Origin of the sequence: Enterobacter cloacae complex sp. 302F9, from assembly GCF_050030335.1 — a bacterium.
In the GTDB taxonomy this organism is placed as follows: domain Bacteria; phylum Pseudomonadota; class Gammaproteobacteria; order Enterobacterales; family Enterobacteriaceae; genus Enterobacter; species Enterobacter hormaechei_C.
Map to the genome: position 1 here is coordinate 1,894,878 of NZ_JBLGUC010000001.1, position 23,434 is coordinate 1,918,311.

Annotated in this window: 23 protein-coding genes; 10 read left to right on the forward strand and 13 right to left on the reverse strand. The window is 55.2% G+C overall.

Annotated features, from left to right (window positions below; translation table 11 throughout):
* Positions 1 to 15 precede the first annotated feature (15 nt).
* The 5 genes from pbp4b to ACQG0T_RS09060 form a co-directional block, all read right to left on the reverse strand.
* Positions 16 to 1,317, reverse strand: a complete 1,302-nt coding sequence (pbp4b, locus tag ACQG0T_RS09040) for a penicillin binding protein PBP4B (RefSeq protein ID WP_023296332.1) — start codon at positions 1,315 to 1,317, stop codon at positions 16 to 18.
* Between the two features lie 10 nt (positions 1,318 to 1,327).
* Positions 1,328 to 2,749 (reverse strand): PTS N-acetylmuramic acid transporter subunit IIBC, encoded by a 1,422-nt coding sequence (gene murP / locus ACQG0T_RS09045; protein WP_023296333.1) that lies wholly within the window; start codon positions 2,747 to 2,749, stop codon positions 1,328 to 1,330.
* Entirely contained in the window at positions 2,749 to 3,660 is a 912-nt protein-coding gene (gene murQ / locus ACQG0T_RS09050) for an N-acetylmuramic acid 6-phosphate etherase (RefSeq protein ID WP_023296334.1), read from the reverse strand. Before murQ ends, murP begins: the two co-directional genes overlap by 1 nt.
* Before the next feature lie 9 nt (positions 3,661 to 3,669).
* A complete protein-coding gene (locus ACQG0T_RS09055) occupies positions 3,670 to 4,227 on the reverse strand; it encodes a DUF2057 family protein (protein WP_023296335.1) in 558 nt (185 codons plus the stop codon).
* A 70-nt stretch (positions 4,228 to 4,297) separates the two neighbouring features.
* Positions 4,298 to 5,383: a porin gene (locus ACQG0T_RS09060; protein ID WP_015570768.1), complete on the reverse strand. Its 1,086-nt coding sequence runs from the start codon at positions 5,381 to 5,383 to the stop codon at positions 4,298 to 4,300.
* A 206-nt stretch (positions 5,384 to 5,589) separates the two neighbouring features.
* On the opposite strand from ACQG0T_RS09060, the gene ACQG0T_RS09065 reads away from it, so the two are divergent.
* Complete coding sequence (locus ACQG0T_RS09065; RefSeq protein WP_023296337.1) at positions 5,590 to 6,441, forward strand: SIS domain-containing protein; 852 nt, start codon at positions 5,590 to 5,592, stop codon at positions 6,439 to 6,441.
* 54 nt (positions 6,442 to 6,495) lie between these two features.
* Here ACQG0T_RS09065 and gdhA read toward each other — a convergent pair whose 3' ends face one another.
* On the reverse strand, positions 6,496 to 7,839 hold the full coding sequence (gene gdhA, locus ACQG0T_RS09070; protein ID WP_271040700.1) for an NADP-specific glutamate dehydrogenase: 1,344 nt from the start codon (positions 7,837 to 7,839) through the stop codon (positions 6,496 to 6,498).
* A 225-nt stretch (positions 7,840 to 8,064) separates the two neighbouring features.
* Between gdhA and ACQG0T_RS09075 the strand changes: the two genes are divergently transcribed.
* Positions 8,065 to 8,337, forward strand: coding sequence for a YnjH family protein (locus ACQG0T_RS09075; RefSeq protein WP_047745649.1), 273 nt, complete (start codon positions 8,065 to 8,067; stop codon positions 8,335 to 8,337).
* Here ACQG0T_RS09075 and ACQG0T_RS09080 read toward each other — a convergent pair.
* Positions 8,297 to 8,713: a pyrimidine (deoxy)nucleoside triphosphate diphosphatase gene (locus ACQG0T_RS09080; protein WP_150325808.1), complete on the reverse strand. Its 417-nt coding sequence runs from the start codon at positions 8,711 to 8,713 to the stop codon at positions 8,297 to 8,299. The genes ACQG0T_RS09075 and ACQG0T_RS09080 overlap by 41 nt on opposite strands.
* Positions 8,714 to 8,788: 75 nt before the next feature.
* On the opposite strand from ACQG0T_RS09080, the gene ACQG0T_RS09085 reads away from it, so the two are divergent.
* Together ACQG0T_RS09085 and ACQG0T_RS09090 are read left to right on the forward strand one after the other, a co-directional pair.
* Positions 8,789 to 9,361, forward strand: a complete 573-nt coding sequence (locus ACQG0T_RS09085; RefSeq protein ID WP_271040701.1) for a carboxymuconolactone decarboxylase family protein — start codon at positions 8,789 to 8,791, stop codon at positions 9,359 to 9,361.
* On the forward strand, positions 9,351 to 9,968 hold the full coding sequence (locus tag ACQG0T_RS09090; RefSeq protein ID WP_271040702.1) for a CDP-alcohol phosphatidyltransferase family protein: 618 nt from the start codon (positions 9,351 to 9,353) through the stop codon (positions 9,966 to 9,968). The genes ACQG0T_RS09085 and ACQG0T_RS09090 overlap by 11 nt, the downstream gene beginning before the upstream one ends.
* Here the strand turns inward: ACQG0T_RS09090 and ACQG0T_RS09095 are convergent.
* From ACQG0T_RS09095 to xthA, 6 genes are all read right to left on the reverse strand, one after another.
* Positions 9,965 to 11,272: a sulfurtransferase gene (locus ACQG0T_RS09095; protein WP_271040703.1), complete on the reverse strand. Its 1,308-nt coding sequence runs from the start codon at positions 11,270 to 11,272 to the stop codon at positions 9,965 to 9,967. The genes ACQG0T_RS09090 and ACQG0T_RS09095 overlap by 4 nt on opposite strands.
* 73 nt (positions 11,273 to 11,345) lie before the next feature.
* Entirely contained in the window at positions 11,346 to 11,966 is a 621-nt protein-coding gene (locus ACQG0T_RS09100; protein WP_015570760.1) for an ATP-binding cassette domain-containing protein, read from the reverse strand.
* Entirely contained in the window at positions 11,966 to 13,495 is a 1,530-nt protein-coding gene (locus ACQG0T_RS09105; protein WP_023296343.1) for an ABC transporter permease subunit, read from the reverse strand. Before ACQG0T_RS09105 ends, ACQG0T_RS09100 begins: the two co-directional genes overlap by 1 nt.
* Positions 13,468 to 14,637: an ABC transporter substrate-binding protein gene (locus ACQG0T_RS09110; protein WP_072204618.1), complete on the reverse strand. Its 1,170-nt coding sequence runs from the start codon at positions 14,635 to 14,637 to the stop codon at positions 13,468 to 13,470. Before ACQG0T_RS09110 ends, ACQG0T_RS09105 begins: the two co-directional genes overlap by 28 nt.
* A gap of 6 nt (positions 14,638 to 14,643) precedes the next feature.
* On the reverse strand, positions 14,644 to 15,327 hold the full coding sequence (locus ACQG0T_RS09115; protein WP_062932545.1) for a TVP38/TMEM64 family protein: 684 nt from the start codon (positions 15,325 to 15,327) through the stop codon (positions 14,644 to 14,646).
* A gap of 6 nt (positions 15,328 to 15,333) precedes the next feature.
* Complete coding sequence (gene xthA / locus ACQG0T_RS09120; RefSeq protein ID WP_023296346.1) at positions 15,334 to 16,140, reverse strand: exodeoxyribonuclease III; 807 nt, start codon at positions 16,138 to 16,140, stop codon at positions 15,334 to 15,336.
* Positions 16,141 to 16,573: 433 nt separating this feature from the next.
* Between xthA and astC the strand changes: the two genes are divergently transcribed.
* The 6 genes from astC to spy all read left to right on the forward strand — a co-directional run bounded on the left by astC (position 16,574) and on the right by spy (position 23,428).
* Positions 16,574 to 17,794: a succinylornithine/acetylornithine transaminase gene (astC, locus tag ACQG0T_RS09125; RefSeq protein ID WP_023296347.1), complete on the forward strand. Its 1,221-nt coding sequence runs from the start codon at positions 16,574 to 16,576 to the stop codon at positions 17,792 to 17,794.
* Complete coding sequence (gene astA, locus ACQG0T_RS09130; protein ID WP_064489222.1) at positions 17,791 to 18,825, forward strand: arginine N-succinyltransferase; 1,035 nt, start codon at positions 17,791 to 17,793, stop codon at positions 18,823 to 18,825. The genes astC and astA overlap by 4 nt, the downstream gene beginning before the upstream one ends.
* Positions 18,822 to 20,309: a succinylglutamate-semialdehyde dehydrogenase gene (gene astD / locus ACQG0T_RS09135; protein ID WP_017693599.1), complete on the forward strand. Its 1,488-nt coding sequence runs from the start codon at positions 18,822 to 18,824 to the stop codon at positions 20,307 to 20,309. The genes astA and astD overlap by 4 nt, the downstream gene beginning before the upstream one ends.
* Positions 20,296 to 21,621 (forward strand): N-succinylarginine dihydrolase, encoded by a 1,326-nt coding sequence (gene astB, locus ACQG0T_RS09140; protein ID WP_023303517.1) that lies wholly within the window; start codon positions 20,296 to 20,298, stop codon positions 21,619 to 21,621. The genes astD and astB overlap by 14 nt, the downstream gene beginning before the upstream one ends.
* Before the next feature lie 9 nt (positions 21,622 to 21,630).
* Positions 21,631 to 22,596, forward strand: a complete 966-nt coding sequence (gene astE / locus ACQG0T_RS09145) for a succinylglutamate desuccinylase (RefSeq protein ID WP_252051443.1) — start codon at positions 21,631 to 21,633, stop codon at positions 22,594 to 22,596.
* Between the two features lie 337 nt (positions 22,597 to 22,933).
* Complete coding sequence (spy, locus tag ACQG0T_RS09150) at positions 22,934 to 23,428, forward strand: ATP-independent periplasmic protein-refolding chaperone Spy (protein WP_015570753.1); 495 nt, start codon at positions 22,934 to 22,936, stop codon at positions 23,426 to 23,428.
* Positions 23,429 to 23,434 lie beyond the last annotated feature (6 nt).

Sequence of the window (23,434 nt, forward strand, 5' to 3'; positions counted from 1 at the left end):
CAAGAAGGGTGGCGTTTACTCGTTCAGTGCGCCATAGATCTGATCGACAATCCATCCATATGTTGCCGCAGGTAAGGTCCCGCTGACAAAAACATTCGGATTCATTTTAGGATCAGCGACGGGGGAATGTGGTCGGTTGCCCAGAATGACAATCGCCATACGTTTTACGGGATCAATGGCGGTGAGCGTGCCTGTCCAGCCCGTATGCCCATAGGTTTGAAGGCTTGCCAGTACGCCAAAGGTTGGGGTCATAGAGGAATTACCGTTAACCCTCCAGCCCAGTCCAAAGGTGACATCTGCTGCCGAGCTACGGGTAAACTCATCTACTGTACTCTGATCAAATAACGTTACGTTGCCATAATGCCCCCCGTTAAGCATGGTCTGCATCAGCACGGCAATATCATGTGTATTTGAGAACAGACCTGCGTGACCTGAAACGCCCTCCATGGAATACCATGCCTTTTCATCATGAACCTGGCCCCAGAGGGTAGTGGTTCGAATATTCGGAAAACTGATTACACCATCCCGGGTGTTACCGTTAAGTTCGGTGGCGGCAATTTGCTGTTGCTTAAAGCCTTTTAACAGAGGGTTAAACACCGTGTGCTTCAGGCCGAGCGGCTGGTAAATATGTTTCTCAACATACACATCAAGCGGCATTGCGGTAACGGACTCGATGATAAATCCGAGGATCATGTAATCGACGTCGCTGTAGACATGTTTTGTACCTGGCGAATAATCAAGCGGCGTTCGCTTAATCATCTCCAGCGTGGTCTGTTTATCCTGAGAGTAGAGGCTGCCTGCAACACGCTTGTTTGGATATTGCGGATCGGCCGGGAAGCCGGCGGTATGATGCAAAATATCAATAATTCGCAGGGCATCTTTTCCTTTAATCTTCTCTGTGAGTTGATCTGTGAATCCGGGTATGTATTTCGTGACCCGATCGTTGACATTAATTTTGCCTTCGTAAACCAACTTCTGAAGCGCGAAATTCGTGGCGTACATTTTTGTGTTGGAAGCCAGATCGTACATTGTCTCTGTTGTCGCGCGTAGCGGATTACCCATCAAATGGGAGTCGTCGTATTTTTTTGCATAACCCCAGGCTTTTTGAAAGACGATATGATTGTCTTTTATCACGACGACGTTCATACCCGGATACCCGGCGTTGATCTGATCCTGAATCCAGCTATCCAGTTTTTTCAGTTTATCGATATTAAAGCCCACGCTTTCCGGTTGTGCATTCGTCAGAACCGGATAGTTGTTCGCAAAAACAGAAGCCGATAAAGCAAGTAAAGAGGCAAAAAAAGCATGTCGTTTCATGGTTGATCCCTCAATGTAAATCCACATTCTTGCAACCAAAAAGAAGGGTTATAATAAAACCGCATACCCAGGAAATCACTATACCTACACCATAAACTGCAATAGCTGGAAATATACCTTTTGCTGAGGTCATAAGCGGCAAAGCTACCAGGCCAGATGGCCCGAACGCGCTGTTCAGGCCGACCGGGAGCCCTAACCATGCAATAGTTCCAATGAATAACCCGCCTGCTGCGCCGCCTATACAGGCCGTAATAAAAGGCTTCATCCGTGGTAGGGTAACGCCATAAATAAGCGGCTCACCGACACCCAATATACCAGGGATGATTGCTCCCCGAATTTGTGTACGCAGCGTGGAAGAAACGTCTGCTTTCCAGTATAACGCCAGCGCGGCACCTACTTGTCCAGCTCCAGCCATTGAGAGGATGGGGAAAAGAGAATTAAACCCCTGAGAGTCCATTAACGCGAGATAAACAGGAATAAATCCCTGATGAACGCCAAATACCACAGCAATCAGGAAAACGCCTGCCAGTACAGCGCAGCCCAACGGATTACTGTTAAGGTGTATAAACAGCCAGGACATCCCCTGAAACAGCCAGACACCAATGGGCATGATCACAATATATGTCAATACAGCGGTGAAAATGAGTGTCAGCATCGACGTTAAAATCATGTCCAGCTCATCGGGAATAACGTTTCTTATAACGCGCTCGATCTTCGCTCCGGCCCATGCTGCCAGCAGCACGCCGATGATATTTCCGCGCGGGTCGATAGTGAGACCAAAAAAATCCTGTAGTCCGGAATAATAGCCTACTGTGGCTGACGGGTTATAACCCAGAATAAACAGTGCCGCGATGATTGCACCGTTTACGCCAGTACCGCCGAATGCCTTTTGCGCATTGTATCCCACTAAAATCACAAGAAAGGTGAAGAGTCCTTTACTAAAAATTTTCAAGAAATTTAGCGCATCAGGGAGTGTTCCTTTAGCTTCTGGCGCAATATGCATTAACGTCCCTAACAACGTGGCGATACCGAGCATCAAACCTGACGCGATAAAGCCCGGAATCAGGGGAGTAAAGATAGTGGCAAAGTTTGCCAGGAATTGTTGCAAAGATGATTGCTGCTTACTCTTGAGCTGACTTTTGTTTTCATCGGCTATTGCATGCAAATCTTTTTTGTCTAGCAGATTATTCATGCTATCTGCCGCTCTCTGCGCTTTACCAACGCCAAAAATGACCTGCACTTCGTTGCCGTTTATAACAACACCACTGATACTCTCTGAGAGTTGTTCTTTCACATGGTGTGCTATTAACGTTGTATCCGCCACTTTCAGACGCAAGCGGGTCATGCAATTGCCACAATGCAGAATGTTGTTTTTGCCACCTGCCAGAACAATAATTTTCGCGAGTAGATCGGTGCTAATATGTTTAGACATTATTTCGCTTCCTTAGAAATGGCCGCCCGTATATAACCCCCGTTTTTCGACAGCAACGCTTGGGCGTCATCGGCGGAACACTGACTCAAAATCATTACAATGGCTGATTTACAGTTTCGGTGTGATTGCTTCAACGCATTTTCTGCATCGCGCCGTGAGCAGGCAGTAGCATCGGTAACGATCTTAATTTGCCGTTCAAAGAGCTTTCGGTTAGAAGCGACAACATCAACCATCAAATTGCCATACACTTTTCCCATTTTTATCATTAAACAGGTTGAAAGCATGTTTAGGATCAGCTTTTGCGCGGTCCCGGCTTTCATACGCGAGGATCCCGTTATCACTTCTGAGCCTACAACAGGCGTTATGGCAACACTGGCGTATTCAGCAATTTCACTGCCGGGGTTACATGCTATGGAAATAACATTGCAACCTATTACATTGCGTGCGTGCGCTAGCGCGGACACGACATATGGCGTACGTCCACTTGCAGCAATACCCACGACAGTATCAGCCACAGAGAGGTCAATAGCGGTCAGGTCGTGAATTGCCGCCTGGCGGTTATCTTCAGCCCCCTCTACGGCTTTCAGGATTGCAGTATGACCACCGGCAATAATTCCCTGCACCAGTTCGCTTTTTACGCCATAGGTTGGCGGACATTCACTGGCATCAAGGATCCCTAATCGTCCGGAGGTGCCTGCGCCAACATAGATTAAGCGACCGCCCTTTGCGACGGCTTTAGCGATTAACTCCACAGCGGCTGCAATATCAGGTAAACACTTTTCTACCGCGAGGGCCACTTTTTGATCCTCCGCATTGATCACCCTGCACATTTCAACTGTGCTTAGTCGGTCAATTTCCATAGATGCTGGATTAGCGTTTTCAGTCACCATCTTGCTCAAATCTAAATTCATATTAATCTCTTAATTATTTAACAACCATTTCATGAATGAGAGTTTCTGTTTATCAGGTAAGCCAAGATAGGCCGATTTAACCTGATCAAGGTTATCTGTGCTGTCTTGTTTTATACCGTCGATTTGATTTTTATCCTCAGCGAGGAATGACCTGAAATCAGAAAAAATGTTAATGCTCTCTGGGAAAACTTTTTCCATGGTAAAGGGGATGGTAGTATCATTGGCCCTCAGCATAAATTGTGGATTGCGAGCCTGGTCTATAACCTCCTTTTCATCGATGACCTTCGGGGTGGTAAGTATGAGTTTTTCTCTGCCGCTATAGTTAAATGTAAATATATAAGGTGCTGAGGTCATTCGCCCTTTACCTTGATTGACGGATTCCGGATTGACGGAACTATCGAATTTAATAACAAGCTTTTGCTCGCCGTCTGGTAGAGTCAGACTCTTTGAAAAGAGAGATAGCTTCGAATCTTTAGCGGCCAGAACAACAATGTTTTCACCCAAGTCAAGTGTGACTCTGGCGCATGCAAAGCTCGACATAAAAAATAATAATAGTAATGCTTTCATAGATAACCCCTGTAAATAAGAGTAAACGCTATACCCTTATATAAGGCGACGTAGAGTGCCTGATTAGCATTTAAAATTCATAGCGTAATCCGAGGTGGAAATAGTCATCTGCCGGGTCGCTACCACCAAAAGAAACGTTGTCGCCAGTAACCCTGTTGGTGCCGGCTTCACCATTGCGCCAGGAATACGAGGCATAAACTGAGCTTTTTGCGGTGGCTTTGTACTGAACTTCAAAGGTCGCATCTCGAAGCTTAAGTCCGTCACCGTCATGATTTTCTAAATGACGATAGCCAGTCCGGAGCCACCATTCAGGCGTCAGCGACCAGACAATTGTTGCTTCGTAATCTTTATCAGTGCTGTCCGGACGGCCATCAAGATACTCAACAGTATCTTCGGAATAGAGTAGACCAAACATAAAATCACCCAAATAATAACGAGTACCTACTCCCCACATCTGGTATTTATCAGCATCATCATCGGATTGCGCAGAGGTCTCATCATGGCTGGCCTGCGATTGCTGCACGGCGATAACAGGCTGAAGCTTGCCCGCAAAGCCGAGATCGAGTGTATAACGCAGAGCAGTATTTATGCCGTAATCAAGGTCAGATGAATTATTGCCAATAATCCACGCACTGGATACGTCAAGATTTCCTAACGTATTCTGGTACTGTATGGTGCCATCCTGGCGGAAAACCTGAACAGCGGTGGGATCGATAAAATTTGCCTGGCGGGCCATAGCAACGTCTGACGAGGCAAATACATCACCAATGTCTGTAAACATAATCAGGCCGGATGAAACGCGTCCTGCTGTGATTTTACCGTACTCGGCGAAGTCAACGCCTGCCCAGACATATCGTGCGGTCAAATCGTCTGGGTCCTCCGCTTTGATATTGTTTGCGTATTCGGCTGCATTCACCTGGTATTGTGTAAAACCAATCACGGCAAATTTGTCATCAATCATCTGGCGTGCCGAGAAACCAATTCGACCATCAAAATCGCCTGAAACGTCACCTGTTTTTTTATCTGATACGTTAAAACCAAGGCGCCCGTAAAGGTCAATGTTAGAGCCATCGTTAGCCTGATAAATGACGGCTGCATGGCCTGAAGAAGCAAGTGTAATTAATAACCAGGATAAATGTTTCAGTCCATTTCTCATAAATAAATCCTATTCTTAGTAGAGTGGTATGATGTTTGTTCGCGGGAATTGTTGATCGTTTTAAATTCATTTTAAATGGAATCATAAATTCCTTTTAAATGTTTGTGATGACTGTCAAAATTTATATTCGAGGTTTTGATCGTTATGTGTTGTATTTATCTTTAAGAGAGAATACATTGCTTTTTTAGATGTTATAGGGGTGATTTATGAGTTATTTGAAAAAAATAAGAATGGATTATAATAATTATACTGATACAGAGAAGAAAATTGCTCTATACATCATCAATCATCTTGATGCTTTCAAAGGATGTTCTTCCCACTCAATCGCGCTAGCATTGTGTGTCGCCCAATCATCTATTTCAAAGTTTGCCAAAAAACTCGGTGCTCACGGCTTCGCCGATCTAAAATTGATGCTGATAGAAGAATACAGCAGAGAAAAAAGTGCAAAAGCTGATTATAGCCTTCACAGTACTATTCATAGTTCTGACCCTTTAAATGTAATAGCTGATAAGTTAATTGCAGAAAAAGTTCATGCATTAAGAGAAACGACAGTAAATATGGATTTTGTAAAACTGGAAAAGATAATAGGAATAATAGATAAGGCGAGGCATATACAAATTGTTGGTCTCGGAGGCTCTGCGCTGGCTGCAAAAGATCTCGCTTTTAAATTATTAAAAATTGGCTATCGTGTAACATGTGAGATTGACACACATGTGCAAATATCTGTTGCTCAGGCTTTGAATAAAGATGATATACAAATTTCCTTGTCTTACTCAGGTAAGAAAAAGGAGATATTGATCGCCGCAGAAGCGGCAAAAGAGAAAGGCGCGAAGATCATAGCTATAACATCACTGGCAAATAATCCTTTGCGGGAGAGGGCTGATTATATTCTGGAGACGGTATCGAACGAAGATGAATGGCGCAGCTCATCGATCTCTTCCCGAACTGCCCAAAATTGTATAACAGATTTGTTATTTGTCGGACTGCTACAGCGCAATGACAGGCACTCACTCAACATGATAGAGCGCAGCCGTGAACTTATTAACCGGCTTGAGTAATGACCCGGTAACGCCAGCGCTTACCGGGCCTACAAGGGCGAGAATGCAGCGAAACTAAATCACACCCTGTCCGTTCATCGCATCGGCCACCTTCACGAACCCGGCGATATTCGCCCCGCGCACGTAGTTAGTTTGCGAAGCCTCGCCGCCGTACTCCACGCAGGCGTGATGAATATCGAGCATGATGTGGTGCAGACGGGCATCCACTTTCTCTGCCTTCCAGCCCATTCTCGCGGCGTTTTGCGCCATTTCCAGACCGGATGTTGCCACGCCGCCAGCGTTCGCCGCCTTGCCTGGCGCAAACAGCACGCCCGCGTCCAGGAACAGGTCGGTCGCTTCAATAGTGGTGGGCATATTTGCCCCTTCCGCTACCGCTTTCACGCCATTGCTAATCAGCGTCCGGGCGGCATCCACGTCCAGTTCGTTTTGCGTCGCGCACGGCAGGGCGATATCCACCGGCACGCCCCACGGCTGTTTACCTTCCAGATAGGTCAGGCCAAATTCACGGGCATAATCCGCTACCCGACCGTCACGGCTGGCCTTGATTTCGCACAGACGCGCCAGTTTTTCTGCTGTAAAGCCAGCTTCATCCACCACGGTGCCGCTGGAGTCGGAGGCGGTCACCACGCGCGCGCCAAACGCCATCGCTTCCTCGATAGCGTACTGCGCCACGTTACCGGAGCCGGAGACCGCCACGCGCATCCCCTCGAAGCTCAGCCCGTGACGCTTAAGCATCGCTTCGGTGAAATAGACCAGACCATAACCCGTCGCTTCGGGGCGAATCAGGCTACCGCCAAACGACAGACCTTTGCCGGTAAAGACGCAGGCGCTGTTGTTGGAGAGCTTTTTCATCATCCCGGCCATAAAGCCTACTTCACGCCCCCCCACGCCGATATCCCCGGCAGGAACGTCGGTGTCCGGCCCAAGGTGGCGATAAAGCTCAGTGACCAGCGCCTGGCAGAAGCGCATCACTTCGCCTTCGCTCTTGCCTTTCGGATCGAAATCACTCCCGCCTTTACCGCCGCCCATCGGCAGGGTAGTGAGCGCATTTTTAAAGGTCTGCTCGAAGCCGAGGAATTTCAGAATCGACAGGTTCACCGAGGGGTGGAAGCGCATCCCGCCCTTAAACGGCCCAATGGCGGAGTTAAACTGCACGCGCCACGCGCGGTTGACCTGCACCTGATTGCGGTCGTCCACCCACGCCACGCGGAACTGGATGACGCGCTCCGGCTCTACCAGACGTTCAAGCAGCGCCATCTGACGGTAACGCGGATTTTCCTCAAGGAAGGGCCACAGGGTGGTCATGACTTCACGAACGGCCTGGGCAAACTCGCTTTGGTGCGGGTCGCGCTGCTGAACATGGGCAAGAAAGCTTTCCAGAGAGCGTGTCTGATCCATAGATATAAGAACCTCTTATAATAATTTATGCGTGTGGCGTAGATGTTTTGTGTCGTTTTTTTGACTATACCACCCGCACCGCTTTGAGAGGCAAGCAGAAATTTATGCCGCAAGGGAAATTAATGACAGGGCGCGCGTCATAACCAAAAGCGATGACGAGATAAATTAAAGATCCCGTCCGGATCGACCGTTATAGATATAAATGATGCAAAGGAAATAAAGTCTATGAACCGTTACGCAATGGCCGCGTTATGTTTGATGGTGTCCGCCGGGGCACAGGCTGACCGCATTCGCCCGGATGTCGAGGTCAACGTGCCGCCAGAGGTTTTTAGCGCTGGCGGCCAGCGTACGCAGCCGTGTAATCAGTGCTGTATCTATCAGGATCAAAACTATTCCGAAGGCGCAGTAGTCAGGGCAGATGGCGTGCTGTTGCAGTGCCAGCGTGATGAACGCACCCTCAGTACAAATCCGCTGGTCTGGCGTCGCGTAAAAGAATAAACGCTTCCAGCAGCGGTATATCCGCCGGGGCTAAAGCATACGTGAACGCGTCTTCTGGCGTGCACCATACCAGCGCCGAGTGATAATGCGCCTTCAGCTGACCGCTAAATTCAGGCACATGCCAGGCGTGGAGGTGAATCAGCCGCTGCGACACCTCCCGCTGGTGGCTTGCCACATACCGCGCGGGCACGGCCTCAATGCCGAGCTCTTCACGCAGTTCGCGGATCAGCGCTTCCGGCTGGGTCTCACCGGCTTCAACCTTCCCGCCCGCAAATTCCCACATTCCTGGCTGATCGGCATGTTCGGGACGCTGCGCCAGCAAAATCTTGCCCCCTTTTTCGAGGATGGCCGCAACCACATCGAGTGTTTTCAGCATGTTCGTCAATAATTAATAGTGAAAAACGACATATTATCGTGCCCTTCCAAAGAGTCCAGTCATCAGGAGAATCAGGTGAAAGAGACATCCGCCTGGGTTGCGCCCATGGAAACCCTTCCCGTCAGCCTCAGCCCCATCGCCGCCATGCAGAAAAAACACTTCGGCGCGGTGCTGAACCCCACGCGCTGGTGGGGGCGTATGCCGCGTCTTTTCTGGCTGGTGGCGCTGTTTGTCGGCTATCTGGAGCGGCGCAATGCGCGATTGACCCCGGTTCTGCGATCGCTGCTAACGACGCGGATCTCGCAGATCTGCCACTGCGCATTTTGTATTGATGCCAACAGCCTGCGTCTGGCCGAGCGGAGCGGGGCGCTGGATAAAGTGCAGGCCGTCAGCGACTGGCAAAATTCCACCCTGTTCAGCGAAGAGGAGCGCGCGGCGCTGGCCTATGCGGAAGCGGTCACCGCCACGCCACCTCAGGTGGATGAAAATATCAAAAGTCTGCTGAAGCGCCACTTTACGGAAGAGACCATCACCGAAATGACGGCTCTGATTGCCTTTCAGAATCTTTCCGCCCGCTTTAACGCCGCGCTGGATATTCCGGCTCAGGGGCTGTGCGCCACGTTTAAAGGTAAACCGCATGCTGGATAAACATCTGCACCCCCGACTGAAACCCGGGTTAAATCAGCTGGCCGCCGCGCTGGATAAACCGTTTATCACGCCTGATGGCTTAACGCTCGCCGGGTTTGCGATTGGCGTGCTGGCGTTACCGTTTCTGGCGCTGGGCTGGTATCCGGCGGCGCTGGTCGCCATAGTGCTGAACCGGCTGCTGGACGGGCTGGACGGCGCGCTGGCGCGTCGCCGTGGCCTGACGGATGCGGGAGGGTTTCTTGATATCGCCCTCGACTTCCTGTTTTATGCCCTGGTGCCGTTTGGCTTTGCGCTGGCCGCTCCGGCTGATAACGCGATCGCCGCCGCCTGGCTGCTGTTCGCTTTTATGGGGACGGGCAGCAGTTTTCTTGCCTTTGCCGCGCTGGCGGGGAAGCATGATATCGACAACCCCGGCTATGCGCACAAGTCGCTTTATTACATTGGGGGATTAAGGGAAGGAACGGAGACCATCGCGCTGTTTGCGCTGTGCTGCCTGTTTCCGGCGCATTTCGCGCTGTTTGCCTGGACGTTTGGCGCGTTGTGCTGGCTGACCACCACAACGCGCATCTGGAGCGGTTATATCACGCTGAAATCACTTCCCCGCTAGCGTGCGCTCTCCGGTCCGCGCTCCCCGGTGGAGACCGGGTTCTGCGGATGGCTGCTCCATTCGTACCAGCCGCCGTCGTAGACGGCAACGTTCTGCCAGCCCATGGCGCGGGCATACATAAAGGCTTCAGACGCGCGCCAGCCGGTACCACAGTAAAACGCAACGTGCTGCTCCGGCAGGATATTCCACGTTTTCCACATGGCGGCAATATCATCGGCGCTGCGCATGGTGCCATCCGGATTGTGGAAATCTTCCATGTGGGTCGCGTCGCTGCCCGCATGGCCCCAGCGCGCACCGGCAATTTCACCTTTTGGCTTGATATAGCTGTAGCCGCTGGTTTCACCGATAAACTCTGGCCAGGAACGAATGCTCACCAGCGAGGCGTCCTGACGGTGCAGCATTCCCCGGGCCTGCTCCAAATCCACCATCAGCCGGGGCTGGCCCGGGATCGGCGCGCCAAAATCAGGGGCTGGCTTGACCTTTGCAGGCGTTCCGCGCTCAACGGGCAGGCTGGCGTCGGACCACGCCTTCCAGCCGCCATCCAGAATTCGCACATCCTTCACGCCCGCGTAGAGCATGATCTGCGCCACGCGCGCGGCGGCATACACGTCGCGACCGTACAGAATGACGGTGGTATCGTGACGGATCCCGTGCTTCGCCAGCGTCGCTTTCAGCTTTTCGTCAGAGACCTTATTCCACAGCGGTTCGCTTTCCACTTCATTGGTGTCGATATAGCCCGCACCGGGAATGTGGCTCAGGAGATAAAGCTTCGGCGCACCCCAGCCAGCCTCGATCACCTTCCATTCTCCGGCTGGTGCGGCGGTAACGGGTTTGCCCTGCTGCAACTGGCGGATCCACTGCGGATAAACCAGCTGTTCGAAATGCGCCAGACGTTGCAGACGGTCGGATTGTTGCAGGGCATCGCTCAGGGTGGAGACGTGGGTAAAGCCCGCTTTCTCCAGCCGCGCTTTGACGGTCTGGTTGTCATCATCGTTGCCATAGAGCGCGACCGGCATGTCTGGCGTAAGCCGATGTTGTTTTGCCCAGCCGCTGAGCTGTTCATCGCTCATTGCCCCAAGCCAGCTGGCAGAGAGATTAAGCGCGGCGGGTTCATGCCCGGACGTTCCGCTCAGGGTCTGCGGCCAGCCGTTATAGAACGCACTGACGCGCGTATCAATTACCGCGCCGTTTTGCGCCTGGAGCTGGTCCAGCGTGAGGGAGTGGGGCATATCAGCCGCCGTGGAGGAGAGTGAGGCGAGGCCGCAGAGCAGGGCCAGCGCGGTCAGTTGAGAAACACGTTTCATCGAAAAACCTGACGTCATTAAAAGAGGGGGGCATTGTCGTCTCTCCTGAAGCCAAAAACATTGCGTTAGCACATTATTGCCAGCGAGAAATCTCAATCACCTCGCCGCCGGGCGGAATATCGTCCTCATCATGCGTGACCAGCACCACCGGGATCCTGCGCTGGCGAGTAACTTCGAATACCCACGCCCGGAATGAGGCGCGCAGCGTTTTATCCAGTCGACTGAACGGCTCGTCGAGCAGCAATGCCTGCGGCTGGGCGAGAAGAGCGCGCAACAGGCTGACCCGGGCGCGCTCGCCGCCGGACAGGGTCGCCGGATCGCTGGCGTAGTGGTTTGCCAGCCCGGCAGTGTCCAGGGCCTGTTCTACCGCGTTGCGGCGGGCGCGCCCGACGATGTGCGCCGGCAGCGCCAGCATCAGGTTTTGCCCCACGCTGAAGGCGTCAAACAGCAGGGCATCCTGAAACAGAATGCCGATCCCGCGCGTTTCCACGGGGAGCATATCGCAGCGGCGATCGTTCAGCCACAGCTCGCCGTGCGCCTTAAAATCAGCGGATAACGCCCCCACCATCCAGGCGAAAAGGGTCGATTTCCCGCTCCCGGAGGGCCCCATCAGCGTGACAATCTCCCCCGCCGGGACGCGGAAGTTGACCTCACGGAAGAGTGGCGCAATGGTGAGATTTTTCACGTTCAGCATTAACGTAATCCTTGTCTGTGACGGCCCACGAGCCGGGAGAGCAGCGCGGCAAGGGCAAATACGCTGCTGCTCAACAGCAACAGACCCAGCGCCCGGCTGGCGAGGATCGGAATGCTGCCGCCGCTGCTGAGGGCGACCGCCTCCGTCGTCAGGGTGGTGAAACGTCCCGCTCCCAGCCAGAGGGTCGGCATGTACTGGGCCATGCTCACGGAAAAGCCGGTGGCAAAGGCCAGCAGGGCCGGACGAATCATCAGGGGGCATTTCACCAACCAGAAAATTTTCGTCTGTCGCCAGCCCAGCGTTCTGGCGGTGAGGATAAGCCGGGGATCGAGCCTGCGCCAGGCCGGTTGCAGCACCAGGAGCATCCACGGGAGAACCCAGAGCATATGGCTCCAGAGCACCGCAGCGTACTGGCCGTCGATGCCCAGCCACAGCGCCACGGCATATTGCCCGGACACGAGGGGCAGCGCCGGGAGGGCGAGCGGCAGCCAGACCCACACCGCGCCGCGCTGGGGTCCCCACTCAAGCCAGAGCATGAGGATGGCCAGCGCTGTCAGGCTGGACAGCAGTCCCAGTGAAAGGCTGTCGCTGACGGGGCCGATGTCGTCCCGGCGTGCCAGCATCAGCAGAACCAGCGCACAGAGGACGCCGCACAGCGGCAGTAACCCGCCCAGCGTCCGTGCGGGCAGCGCAGTATGCGAAGCGCGACGAACTCCGGAGGGGTCACGCTGGGCGCGCCGCCATGCCGTCCAGAAGCCGTATCCCACCGCGGCAAGCGCCGCCAGCAGCAGGAGCAACACCAGACACAGCAGCGTTCCCTTTGTTTGCTGTTGTGCATCGCCCTGGGTGAGCCACTGCCAGGCCAGCACCGCCAGCGTCGGCGGGTTGCCCGGCCCGAGCACGATCGCCACATCCACCACGGAAAGCGACCAGGCCAGCACCGCCAGCATGACAGCGCCCAGCGCGGGGGCAATGGCCGGGAGGACGAGCCAGTTGAGCGCCTGCATGCGTCCGTAGCCGAAGGTATGCAGGACAATTTTCTGCTGTGCGAGGCGCTTTTCAGGCAGCGCGGCGTAAATTGCCCACAGAACGAACGCGCTCTCTTTGACCGCAAGCGTCAGGCCAAGCCCGATACCGTAGCGGTCAAGCTGCGGCGAACAGACTGTACAGATCCGGTAAAACTGCCCTCCTTCCGCAAACAGCAGCAGCGCGCTGGTGGCGAAGGCGACGTGCGGCACGGCTAACAGCCACGGCAGACGGGTGCTCAGGCGCTGCCAGCCTTCACCCGGCCAGAGAAGCGCAAGCAGGATCAGGGCGATAAACAGTGAGCCCAGCGTCGCGATAAGCGTGGAAACCAGCGTGGCGGCCAGCGCCCGCGGCAGCTGCGGGTCGGCAAACAGCGTCGCCCAGTTACTGAGTGAAAACGCCGGGGCCAGCAGCATGCCGCTGGCGGGAAGCAGGGGCAGATAGATGACCGCCATTGCCGCCCAGACCAGCCCGCTTAGCGGGTCCCGTAGCGGCGAAGCCATTCCTGCTCCAGGGCGTTAACCCAGGCGGCGTGAGGTTCGGGAAGTACATCAGGCGTGCCTGAGGGGGTAAAGGCGCGAAGCTGTTTTGCCGCTTTCGCAGGCAGTTTTTCGCCATCCAGCACGCTCGGGTCACCCCAGACGGCAGGATTAGCTTTGCGGATCTGCGCCTGCGGTGACAGCAGGAAATTCGCCACCACTTTCGCGCCTGCGCTCGCGCTGGCGTTTGCCGGGATAGCGACAAAATGGACGTTGCCGATCATGCCTTTGAGAAAGCCGAAACTGTAGCTGTCGGCAGGCAGTTCACCGCTCGCCACCTTTTGCATCGCATGGGCGGGGTTAAAGGTGAGCGACAGGTTCAGACTGCCGCTGGCCAGCAGCGTATCCATGCGCGCAGGCGACGGAGGAAAATCGTTCCCTTCGCGCCACAGCAGGGGGTGCAGCGTATCAAGGTAATCCCACAGCGGCGCGGTGACCTGCGCAAAGGTACTGTCCGGCGCGTTTTTTAACGCCTCCGGATGGGCGGTCAGCGCCAGCAGTAGCTGCTCAAGAAACGCCGTGCCGGTAAAATCCGGCGGTCGCGGATAGCTCACCTTGCCAGGGTGCTGTCGGGCGTATACCAGCAGCGCGTGGGGATCTGACGGTGGTGTCGGCGTACTCGCTTTACGGGCGATAAAGGTTAATTGCGCGCCGCCCCACGGGGATTCTGCCCCATCGGTCGGGATGGCAAAATCTTCCGTTACCGGTTTACGGGTATCGACGTAGCGCCAGTTGGGCAGGGTTTTCGCCCAGCCGGTGAGCAGCAGGTTTGCCGCTTTCAGGTTGCGGAAGTTTTCCCCGTTTACCCAGAGCAGATCCACCGACCCGTTACTGCTGCGTCCTGCGGCATGTTCCGTCTGGATCCGCTTCACCGCGTCGGCGGCATCGGCCAGATGAACGATCTTCAGGTTGATGGCGTAGTGCGTTTTCATCTCGCCGCTTACCCAGTCGAGGTAGCGGTTAACGGCCTCGTCACCGCCCCAGGCGTTAAACCAGACGGTCTGCCCGGTGGCCTGTTGCTGAATGGATTGCCAGCTCTCTGCGGCGAAGGCAGAGGTTGCCAGCAGCAGACTCGTCAGAAACGCGCAAAAACGCACCCGGCGCATAATGCCTCACTTTTTAATCGAAGGGATGTAACGGGAAAACAGCCAGCGAGTGACCAGCGGTAATAACCCTAACAGTGTAAAGGCGAACAGCAGTCCCGGCGACAGAATATCGCGCAGCGAGGTGAGTTTCCCCAGCTCGCGTCCGGCGTTCAGATAAATGACGGTGGCAGGCAGCATTGCAAGCTGGCTGACCCACCAGTAGTGACGCACCCTGAGACGGGTTAGCCCCATCAGCAAATTGACCAGAAAGAACGGGAACAACGGCATCAGGCGCAGGGCAAAAAGGTAGCGCGCGCCGTCGCGATCCATCCCCGCATCGATCGTGCTCATCTGTGCGTCAAAGCGCCGCTGCACCCAGTCACGCAGCAGATAACGGCTGACGAGCATGGCAAGCGTGGCGCCGAGCGTCGAGGCAAATGACACCAACAGCGTCGCCTCCCACAGGCTGAAAAGCGCCCCGCCGAGCAGCGTCAGAAGCGCGGCTCCGGGGATCGACAGCGCGGAGAGCAGAACGTAAACCGCAAAATAGATCAGCGCGCTCTGAAGGGGCGCCTGCTCCACACGATCGAGCAACGTTTGCTGGTGCATTTTTAGCGTGTCGAGGGAGAGCATGCCTGGAGGAAGCAAAACAATGGTCAAAACAAATGCGCCCAGAAGGGCGCACAGAAGACTGATTTTTTTAATATTCACTGAAGTTTACAGCTTGAACGTTGCCCATACCGGCGCATGGTCGGATGGCTTTTCCATGCTGCGGATATCATAGTCGATACCGGTTTCGATGCAGCGTTCGGCCAGGGGGGCGCTCGCCAGCAGCAGATCAATACGCAGGCCCCGGTTGTCATCGAAGCCTTTAGAGCGATAGTCAAACCACGAGAAGCGGTCCTGCGTTTCCGGGTTAGCCGTGCGGAAAGTATCCACCAGCCCCCAACCCAGCAGGCGCTCCATCCACTCGCGCTCCTCCGGCAGGAAAGAGCATTTGCCGGTGCGCAGCCAGCGCTTACGGTTCTCTTCGCCAATACCGATATCCAGATCCGTCGGGCTGATATTCATGTCGCCCATGATCAGCACCGGGTTTTCTTTTTTGAGTTCGGTTGTCAGGTAGTTTTGCAGATCCTGATAAAACTTCGCTTTGGCCGGGAATTTGGTTTCATGATCGCGGCTTTCACCCTGCGGGAAATAGCCGTTGATGACGGTCACATTGCCGAGCGCGGAAGGAATTTCCGCCATGATGATGCGGCGTTGCGCCTCTTCATCGTCACCCGGGAAGCCACGACGCACCGACACCGGCGTATCTTTGGTCAGCAGCGCAACGCCGTAGTGGCCTTTCTGACCGTGGTAAAAAACGTTATAGCCCAGCTTCGCTACCTCTTCGAGCGGGAACATATCGTCGTGAACTTTTGTCTCCTGCAAGCCGATCACATCTGGCTGATGTTGCTCAACAATCGCTTCAAGCTGGTGAGGGCGGGCACGCAGGCCGTTGATATTAAAAGAGACAAATTTCATAGTCGCTGCCAATGCAAGGTGAATAGTGCAAGGATGGTAGCAGAATTTACGTCGTCTGTTATCCGCTTCGCCCAATTACTGCGACAGATAATGCCGACGGTGCAATATTTGCACCATTTCGGCGCGTTTTGCCCTCGAACAGGGCATAAAGGACCGATAAATTTCGCGAGCGATCACAATTCCAGAATTATATTTGGCCTCTGCATACTCTTTCTTGTTTTCATGCGGCAAAGCGCCGCTTTTCGTAAAAATATTCACTATTTATGCATTAACAGTGAATAACTCCATATTGTAACTCATTGATATTCTGTTACCTCAACCCGTTTATGCATTTTTATCGCTGGCTGGCACGAACGCTGCAATCTACATTCACAGTGCAAACACTCAATTATTTAACATTTAAACAACCTTTTATTTACCGGATGAGGTCGCTATGTCTCTGTCAGTTACGCGTGAAAATTTCGATGAATGGATGATGCCGGTATACGCTCCGGCGGCTTTTATTCCGGTACGTGGGGAAGGCTCTCGCCTGTGGGATCAGCAGGGCAAAGAGTATATCGACTTTGCGGGTGGGATTGCGGTAAATGCGTTGGGGCATGCAAATCCGGCGCTGCGGCAGGCGCTGAATGACCAGGCGGCGAAATTCTGGCATACCGGCAACGGTTATACCAACGAACCGGCATTGCGTCTGGCGAAGAAGCTGATCGACGCCACTTTCGCAGAAAAAGTCTTTTTCTGTAATTCCGGCGCGGAAGCGAACGAAGCGGCGCTGAAGCTGGCGCGAAAATATGCGCACGATAAATTCGGCGCGCACAAAAGCGGCATCGTAGCCTTTAAAAATGCCTTCCATGGCCGAACGCTGTTTACCGTCAGCGCGGGTGGTCAGCCCTCATATTCTCAGGATTTTGCGCCGCTGCCGCCGGATATCCGGCATGCGGCGTATAACGATTTACACTCTGCCAGCGAGCTGATTGACGACACCACCTGTGCGGTGATTGTCGAGCCCATGCAGGGGGAAGGCGGCGTCATGCCCGCCCAGAAAGCGTTCCTGCAAGGGCTGCGCGAGCTGTGCGATCGGCATAACGCGGTCCTGATTTTTGACGAAGTCCAGACCGGCGTGGGCCGCACGGGTGAGCTGTACGCCTACATGCACTATGGCGTGGCCCCGGATGTGCTCTCAACAGCCAAAGCGCTCGGCGGCGGTTTCCCGGTGGGGGCGATGCTGACCACCGATAAATTCGCCAGCGTGATGACCGTGGGCACCCATGGCACCACATACGGCGGCAACCCGCTGGCAACCGCTGTCGCCGGACAGGTGCTGGATATCATCAACACCCCTGAGGTGCTGAACGGCGTGAAGCAGCGTCACCAGTGGTTTGTTGAGCGCCTTACTGCCATCAATAACCAGACCGGCTTGTTCAAAGAGATCCGCGGTCTGGGGCTGTTAATAGGCTGTGAGCTTGCCCCTGAGTTTGCCGGCAAAGCGAAGCTGATTTCACAGGAAGCGGCAAAGCAGGGCGTAATGGTGCTGATTGCCGGTGCTAACGTGGTGCGGTTTGCCCCTGCGCTGATCGTCAGCGAGGAAGAGGTCAGAACCGGGTTAGATCGTTTTGCGCTGGCCTGCGAACAGGTGAAGTCCGGGGTGTCATCATGATGGTCATCCGTCCCGTTGCGCACGGCGATCTCGCCGGGCTTATGCAGCTTGCCGGTAAGACAGGGGGCGGGCTAACCTCGCTGCCTGCCGATGAAAAAACGCTGTCGGCGCGCATTGAGCGCGCCCTGCAAACCTGGCAGGGAACGTTGCCAAAAAGCGAACAGGGCTATGTGTTCGTGCTGGAAGATACCGGCACGGGAACCGTGGCGGGGATTTGCGCCATCGAGGTGGCCGTCGGGCTTAACGATCCGTGGTACAACTACCGCGTCGGCACGATGGTCCACGCCTCGAAAGAGCTGAACGTTTACAACGCGCTGCCGACGCTCTTCCTCTGTAATGACCATACCGGCGCCAGCGAACTCTGCACCCTGTTTCTCGATCCGGACTGGCGCAAAGAGGGCAACGGTTATCTGCTCTCCAAATCGCGCTTTATGTTTATGGCCGCCTTTCGCGACCGCTTCAACGAAAAAGTGGTCGCGGAGATGCGCGGCGTGATTGATGAGACGGGCTACTCGCCGTTCTGGGAGAGTCTGGGCGAACGCTTCTTCTCCATGGAATTTAGCCGGGCGGATTACCTGTGCGGTACCGGTCAGAAAGCGTTTATCGCCGAGCTGATGCCGAAGCATCCTATTTATACCCATTTCTTAACGCCTGAAGCGCAGGCGGTGATCGGCGAAGTTCACCCGCAAACCGCCCCGGCCCGCGCAGTGCTGGAGAAAGAGGGATTTCGCTACCGTAACTACGTCGACATCTTCGACGGCGGCCCGACGCTGGAATGCGACATTGACCGCGTTCGCGCCATCCGTAAAAGCCGCCTGGTTGAGGTTTCAGAAGGCCAGCCCGCGCCGGGCGAGTGGCCAGCCTGCCTGGTCTCTAACGAGAATTACACCAACTTCCGCGCCATGCTGGTGCGAACCAACCCAACATGCGAGCGTCTGGTACTGACGGCTGCGCAACTGGATGCCCTGAAATGTAACGCTGGCGACACGGTTCGCCTGGTGCGGCTCTGCCCTGAGGAGAAAACAGCATGACTCTATGGATTAACGGTGACTGGGTAACGGGCGAAGGTGACGCGCGGACAAAAACTAACCCGGTCGGCCAGGAGGTGCTCTGGTCGGGGAACGACGCCAGCGCCGGGCAGGTTGAGCAGGCCTGCCAGGCTGCACGCCGCGCGTTTCCGGCATGGGCGAAACGGCCATTCTCCGAGCGCCAGGCGCTGGTTGAGAAATTTGCTGCGCTGCTGGAGGCCAATAAAGCCGAGCTGACCCGCATCATTGCCTGCGAAACCAGCAAGCCGCGCTGGGAGGCAACAACCGAAGTCACGGCGATGATCAACAAAATCGCGATATCGGTGAAGGCGTACCATACCCGCACCGGCGAGCAGCATACCGAGATGCCAGACGGCGCCGCCACGCTGCGCCACCGTCCGCACGGGGTGCTGGCGGTGTTTGGCCCGTATAACTTCCCCGGACATCTGCCGAACGGGCACATTGTGCCTGCGCTTCTGGCGGGGAATACCGTCATCTTCAAGCCGAGTGAGTTAACCCCCTTAACCGGAGAAGCAGTCATAAAACTCTGGGAGCAGGCGGGGCTGCCGCCGGGGGTGCTGAATCTGGTGCAGGGCGGGCGTGAAACAGGTCAGGCGCTGAGTGCGCTGAGCGACATTGACGGTTTGCTGTTCACCGGCAGTGCCGGAACGGGGTATCAGCTGCATCGTCAGCTGGCGGGGCAGCCGGAAAAAATTCTGGCGCTGGAGATGGGCGGCAACAACCCGCTGATTGTGGAAGATCCGGATGATATCGATGCCGCGGTCCATCTGACCATTCAGTCGGCGTTCATTACCGCCGGACAGCGCTGCACCTGCGCCCGCCGCCTGCTGGTTAAACGCGGCGCGCAGGGGGATGCGTTCCTGAAGCGTCTGGTGGAGGTGAGCGCGCGTCTGGTTCCCGCGAAATGGGATGCCGAGCCGCAGCCGTTTATCGGCGGGCTGATCTCCGCGCAGGCGGCGCTGAACGTGCTGAAAGCGTGGCAGGAGCACGTGGCGCGCGGGGCGAAAACCCTGCTGGAGCCGAAGCTGGTTCAGCCGGGCACGTCGCTGCTGACGCCGGGGATTATTGAGATGAGTGCGACGAGCAACGTGCCGGATGAAGAGGTCTTTGGCCCGCTGCTGTGCGTCTGGCGCTATGACGATTTTGAGTCGGCGATCGAGATGGCCAACAACACCCGCTACGGCCTGTCGAGCGGCCTGATATCGCCGCATCGCGAGAAATTCGAACAGCTGCTGCTGGAAGCGCGCGCCGGGATCGTGAACTGGAACAAACCGCTGACCGGTGCGGCGAGCACCGCGCCGTTTGGTGGCGTAGGGGCGTCGGGCAACCATCGCGCCAGCGCCTGGTATGCCGCCGATTACTGCGCGTGGCCGATGGCAAGCCTGGAAACCCCGGCGCTGACGCTGCCGGAGACGCTGAATCCGGGGCTGGATTTTACAGAGGGTGACGCCCATGAAAGCGCGTGAGGTTAACTTTGACGGCCTCGTGGGGCTGACGCACCACTATGCCGGGCTGTCGTTCGGTAATGAAGCCTCGACGAAGCACCGTTTCCAGGTCTCGAACCCGAAGCTGGCGGCGAAGCAGGGTCTGTTGAAAATGAAGGCGCTGTCCGATGCCGGTTTCCCGCAGGCGGTGATCCCGCCTCAGGAGCGACCAAACGTGGCCGTGCTGCGCCAGCTGGGGTTCAGCGGTACGGATGAACAGGTGGTGGAAAAAGCAGGCACGCAGACGCCACACCTGCTTTCGGCGGCCAGTTCAGCCTCCTCGATGTGGGTGGCGAATGCCGCCACCGTTGCGCCGTCGGCGGATACGCTGGACGGCAAAGTGCATCTGACCGTTGCTAACCTGAACAACAAATTCCACCGCGCCAGCGAAGCGGAGACCACCGGGCGCGTGCTGCGCGCCATTTTTAATCATGAAGCGCATTTCGAGGTGCATTCGGCGCTGCCGCAGGTCGCGATGTTTGGCGATGAAGGGGCGGCAAACCACAACCGTCTGGGCGGCGACTATGGCGAGCCGGGTTTGCAGCTGTTTATCTATGGACGGGAAGAGGGCGGCCACGCCGCGCCGGTTCGTTATCCGGCGAGACAAACTTTAGCCGCAAGCCAGGCGGTTGCGCGGCTGAACCAGGTTAATCCTTCTCAGGTGATTTTTGCCCAGCAAAATCCGCAGGTGATCGACCAGGGCGTGTTTCATAACGACGTCATTGCCGTTTCCAACCGTCAGGTGCTGTTCTGCCACGAGCAGGCGTTTGCCCATCAGGAAAAGTTGCTGGCCACGCTGCGCGAACGCGTGCCGGGATTTATGCCGATTCAGGTGCCCACGCAGGCGGTAAGCGTACAGGATGCGGTCGAAACGTATCTGTTCAACAGCCAGCTGCTGAGCCGGGATGATGGCAGCATGATGCTGGTGCTGCCGCAGGAGTCCCGCAACCATCAGGGCGTCTGGCGCTATCTCAGCGAACTGGTGCAGGCGGATAACCCGATTGATGAACTGCGCGTGTTTGATCTGCGGGAAAGTATGGCCAATGGCGGGGGACCGGCGTGCCTGCGACTGCGCGTGGTGTTAACGCCGGAGGAGATGCAGGCCGTGAATCCGGCGGTGATGATGAACGACACGCTGTTCAATACTCTCAATGACTGGGTGGACCGCTATTATCGCGACCGTCTGGTTCAGGCCGATCTGGTTGATCCGCAGCTGCTGCGCGAAGGCCGCGAGGCGCTGGATGCATTATCGACCATCCTGCAACTGGGATCGGTTTATCCGTTCCAGCGCTAAGGAGATGATATGGAAAACTTACTGGCGCTGACGCTGGCCGAAGAGACACCGGAGCGGCAAGAGGGGGAAGGCCCCTCGTTCCACTGGCGATGGCTGGGGCAGGGCGTGCTTGAAATGACGCCGATGGGGGAATATGACCTGTCGCTGCTGCTTTCGACCGGCATTCACGGAAACGAAACCGCGCCCGTGGAGATTGTCGATCTTTTGCTGCGCGCGCTGTTTCGCGCAGAGATCACGCTGCACTGCCGTCTGCTGGTGGTGCTGGGAAATCCGCCTGCGCTGGCGCAAAATAAACGGTATCTCGTGAGCGACATCAACCGCATGTTTGGTGGTCGCTGGGCGCAGTTTCCACAGAGTGATGAGACGACACGCGCGCAATGGCTGGAGAAGGTGGTCACGACGTTTTTTGCCGGGGCGGGGGAAACGCGCTGGCACCTCGATCTGCATACGGCCATTCGCGCCTCGTACCACGTGCGTTTTGGCGTGTTACCGCAGCGTCATCAGCCGTGGGATGAGGCGTTTCTGACCTGGCTTGGCGACGCGGGGCTGGAGGCGCTGGTTTTCCACCAGACGCCAGGCGGCACGTTTACCCACTTCACCTGCGAGAATGTTGGCGCGTTATCCTGCACCCTGGAGCTGGGAAAAGCGCTGCCGTTCGGGCAAAACGACCTGACGCGTTTTGCCCCTACGTATCAGGCGCTTCGGGCGTTGCTCGCCGGGGTTGCGCCGGAACCCTCCCGGGAACCCGTTGTGCGCTATCGGGTCGTGCAGCAGATCACGCGTCAAAGCGAGGCTTTCCAGCTACATATGGCGCCCCATACGCTGAACTTTACGCCGTTTCGCCAGGGCGTCCTGCTGGCGGAAGATGGTGAGACGCGCTATGCGGTACAGAAATCCACGGAATATGTTTTATTTCCTAATCCGTCGGTCGCGTTTGGTTTGCGAGCAGGCCTGATGCTGGAAAAAATGCCCTGATCGTCTCCCCTCGCGCAGACCGGAGGGGAAATGAAGAATAAATTTCTTAGCGTTAAAAGCGCTCTGGTATTGTTTGCGGAATATTCCTGGAGAATTGCTTTATTATTAAACGGCACTTCGCTATACTTCTCCATAATCTCTTTAAAATCATCCTGTTGAATATTTTTGTTTCATCTCTCCACGCTTTTTCCTTAATTTCTCCACAATTGGCGAAAAGTTGTTTTTTACACTTTCATTGTTTTACCGTTGCTCTGACTAATTGACGATAAACCCCGTAAAGTTAATCTCGTCAACACGGCATAGCGCCGAAGAATAACTGAAAGTAAGGAAAGACATTATGCGTAAATTAACTGCACTGTTTGTTGCCTCTACCCTGGCTCTGGGCGCTACCAGCATGGCGTTCGCCGCCGATACCGCGACCACTACCGCCGCGCCGACGGAAGGCAAAATGATGATGCATCATAAAGGCAAGCCGGGTATGCACCATGAGATGATGATGTTTAAAGATCTGAACCTCACCGATGCGCAGAAGCAGCAGATCCGCGACATCATGAAAAGCCAGCGTGACCAGATGAAACGTCCTCCGCTGGAAGAGCGCCGCGCAATGCATGACATCATTGCCAGCGACAGCTTCGATAAAGCAAAAGCGGAAGCGCAGATCGACAAAATGGCCGAGCAGCATAAAGCGCGCATGCTGGCCCACATGGAAACCCAGAACAAGATTTACAACATTCTGACGCCGGAACAGAAAAAGCAATTTAATGCCAATTTTGAGAAGCGTCTGACAGAACGTGCAGCGCCGGAAGGTAAAATGCCTGCACCAACCGAATAATCGGTT